4 protein-coding genes and 1 pseudogene are annotated in these 3,472 nt (G+C 36.5%); 1 reads left to right on the forward strand and 4 read right to left on the reverse strand.

The window, feature by feature from the left end; genetic code table 11:
• Nucleotides 1-84: 84 nt before the first annotated feature.
• Nucleotides 85-714, forward strand: a complete 630-nt coding sequence (locus H5T41_10850; protein ID MBC7109256.1) for a hypothetical protein — start codon at nucleotides 85-87, stop codon at nucleotides 712-714.
• Nucleotides 715-1,043: 329 nt separating this feature from the next.
• On the opposite strand, the gene H5T41_10855 is transcribed toward H5T41_10850, so the two are convergent.
• From H5T41_10855 to H5T41_10870, 4 genes and pseudogenes are all read right to left on the reverse strand, one after another.
• Entirely contained in the window at nucleotides 1,044-1,781 is a 738-nt protein-coding gene (locus tag H5T41_10855) for a hypothetical protein (protein ID MBC7109257.1), read from the reverse strand.
• Nucleotides 1,775-2,521 (reverse strand): hypothetical protein, encoded by a 747-nt coding sequence (locus H5T41_10860; protein MBC7109258.1) that lies wholly within the window; start codon nucleotides 2,519-2,521, stop codon nucleotides 1,775-1,777. Before H5T41_10860 ends, H5T41_10855 begins: the two co-directional genes overlap by 7 nt.
• Nucleotides 2,522-2,889: 368 nt before the next feature.
• Nucleotides 2,890-3,285, reverse strand: a pseudogene (locus H5T41_10865) (AbrB family transcriptional regulator).
• A gap of 40 nt (nucleotides 3,286-3,325) precedes the next feature.
• Nucleotides 3,326-3,472, reverse strand: a 147-nt coding sequence (locus tag H5T41_10870; protein MBC7109259.1) for a hypothetical protein, incomplete at its 5' end; no start/stop codon positions are given.

Here is a 3,472-nt window from a genome sequence, read left to right on the forward strand (position 1 = left end):
TGGTCCATCCTTCCGGCTTCGGGAGCCGGAAACCCGGGTTCAAATCCCGGCGGCCCCACCAAAAAAGACTTCTAGGTGAGTATAATGCCATATCTACTGATCGAGCATCTTGAAGAAATAAGTGAATGGCTTTGGCTTGAATATTCTCACGTGGCACAGTGGTGGAAAGATAAACTCATCTTTACAAATGTTAGAGCGGATGAGAGAGAAAAGCTCGCAAAACTGGGGAGTGTCTTAAGTGAGACTGTCACAAAATTTCCATTTGAGTGCTCAAAACTTATTGTTCTTGATCTTCAAGCCGAAGAAGAACTTAAACCAGAGGATATTGAAGATGACACCATAATAGTCATTGGGGGCATTTTAGGAGATGCAATCCCCAAAGGGAGAACTAAGGAGTTTATAACCTCAAAAATGAAAGGAGTAAAGGTTAGACACATAGGAAAGCCACAATATTCGATTGATGGAGCTTCAATAGTGGCAAAGCTTATTGCAGATGGAAAAAGGCTCGAAGAAATTGAATATGTGGAAAACCCAACGATAAGACTTGACAACTTAAGTGAAATCACCCTCCACTATGCTGTTCCAAAGCTCAACGGGAAACCTTTGATCACTCCAGGTTTAATAGAGCTTCAGAAAAAAGAGCTTGGATTTGGAGAGGAAGAAATAAATGACGAAGAACTTTTAGAGTTTTTTGAAGGAAAAAAAGAACTCTAAAGTTTTTCCCCAATTTTTTCACAAAGTCTATATTAGTTTTTTCTTAGCCAAACTTTATCCGATACTTGTATCCTTATGAGTGCAAATCCTCCCTTCAATCTAATCATCCTCTCAGGAACCTTTTGATTGTCTTTTCCATATCACCCCTCCAAATTTGCATTCTTTCTAACTTTGCATTTATGTATATAAAACAAGTTGTCTATATAGGAGTATTCCTCAAAGAGAACATGGTAAAAAAAGAAAAGCTCAGTCTGTCATATGTCCTATATGCTTATCTTGTTACCTTGACTGTTTATTTCTATTAAGTAGAAGTAAGATTTCAACAAGAGTCAATGATATTCAAGTACCCTTATTTCTTCGAGTCTGATAAGGAGGTCTTTGATTATTTCGTATTTTCTTTCTTCGAATTCTTTTTTGGGACTCCATATGCGTCCACTACTTGAGAGCATGATCTCCAGCCCGCCGTAGTCTATGAAAAGAACGGAGAGGTAGCCACCATATTCTTCGAGAAATCTATGATAATCGGGGGAGTCTTCTAAGCGTATACCTCCGACTGTAGCGTTTTTCACGAGCTCATGATCCATATCTCTTGTATAGAATCTGCTGAAGTTCCCGAACTCTTTTCTAAGGACTTCTTCATTCTCGTGAAGGTTAAAAGTAACGTCGTAATACCACTCTGTGGTTTCTAAGAGTTTGCTAATTGTGGCAATGAGATTTTTTAGGAGTTTATCTTTTGCAAAGATTGCCATGAAGCCTTCGACTTTCTCGGCAGTATATAAGAAGAATGTGACTTTGTTAGTAGGTTTTAGTGCTATTAATCTGCCGGCACTTTCTGTAGTCCACCAACTTTCAATTTTTGCATTGAATTCTACTCCTAACCCACTATATTCTTCTCTGGAGATTATTTTTGTGTAAAGTTTGGGATCGTTGTTGATTAAACTTAGATCTAAGTCTTCCCTTTGTATGGGAATTTCGTCATAGTCTATGGTTGCTTCAGGGCTGAGGAGCTCTAAGAGTTTTCCAAGGTGTAATGCTTTGACTTTTATTATTTTGCAGCTTTTCACCATATAGGAAACCTCCTAAACCTTATAGAGAACAAAGCTTCAATTACTCCTACATCAGCATTTCTAATGTTTATTTCGATAGTGTCCATTGTGGGGGTTGGTTCTGGAATGTTTGCAAGTGTGGCAATATTTTTTGAGGATATAACCTCATTGAGTTTAGTGTAAATCTCTCTGGCTGTCTTTTCATTATCAAATTGGAGTTTTAGTCGTATGATGCCTTTTTTAACGGCGAATTTCTCTTGAAGTTTTGATTTTAAGTTATCCAAAATGTCTAAAATGTCTCTCATTGCTTTTTTGCTTTCTTCTTTTGAGAGTTCTCTCAGATTCGGAATTATGAAGAGTGTCAAGTCTGTAGCAATTACCAAGTCATATATTCCCTCGGCCATATCTTCGTAGTCTTCTCCAGATATAGACAAGATGTCCTCATCATAAGGTAGCAGAAAGTTTGTCTTGATCTGATATTCAACCGCACATTGAACCTTTTTCCCGGAAATTTCCAATATTAGAGTTCCATTACTTTTGTTAAAATTGTATTTGTGAAGGGCTTTTATTACTTCATCCTCAACTTCTTTGAATTTTGGCCAAGCCCTTTCTTTGAATATCGTGACTAATGCAAAAGTCACATAAACATCCTTTCCAAGAGGTAGTTTTGAAGAGCGTTTAAAGTCATTTAGAAAGTCTTTTCCAAGCTTATAACCATAATAAGCCCCTTGCATAGCTTGAACAACTGTAGCAATCTCCATTTCTCACACCCTCTCCATATTAATTTATTGTTTATTTAACCTTATTCCTTTGCCAGCGATTCTATCACTTGTTCTTTCGTCATGCTTGGTTCTTCTGGAGTACATTGTAATACCACATGCTCTTTTGCAAGTTTGTGTATAAAACAATTTTGTTGCTTGCACTTACATCTATTTTTTCCATCTATCCTCTCTCTAATTAAATATTTATTATTAATATCATTAAAAAGTTTCGGTTAATTTCTATCTTTTTCTTCCGGGAACCTCGCTCTTTCAGGGAGGGGCAGATCACAAATAAAACAGCCCTCTGAGAGGAATAAACTAGAAAATAAGTCCAAGATAAAATAAAAATAAATTAATTGATAATCAACTTATTCCTTAGAATATAATATTTGTTTAAGAGGATTTGATTTCAAGAGTTCGACTTCTTTGTCTGGAGTTAAAATTTCATATGAATTACTTTTCACTTCTTTCAAAATGAAATACTCTTTTCTCCAACAATATCTTTGACTCTAACATAATCAACGAGTAAGACTTCGACAAAATCTCCTTCTTTAATATCTAACTGTTTCCTGAGACCAAGGAGGATTGTCAATCTTCCGTAAATAGTAAGTTAAGCCCAAAAACGCCCTCTCCCGTGGAGAGTGCGTATAATAAGATTTACACGGTCATATTGGTTGAGTTTAAAATACTCTCTCGTTACTTGGGATTACAATTCTCCCATTTTTATAAACCTGTGTATGAAACTTTGCGAGTGGCTCAACTATTTGTTGTTTTCCTTGTCCATTGCATCACTGCGTGGATGAATTAACTCTTTCTCCACTCTTTGTTGATCCTGTGCATTTCTTTTCTGATTCTTTCTCTGTCTGCTTTATCAACAACTAAGAATATTTCCTGAATACTTCCATCACTCTTTGCCAGAAGCTTTAGGCCGGTAAGCGTTTCTCTAACCAC

This window comes from Methanomassiliicoccales archaeon (genome assembly GCA_014361295.1).
Taxonomy (GTDB): domain Archaea; phylum Thermoplasmatota; class Thermoplasmata; order Methanomassiliicoccales; family JACIVX01; genus JACIVX01.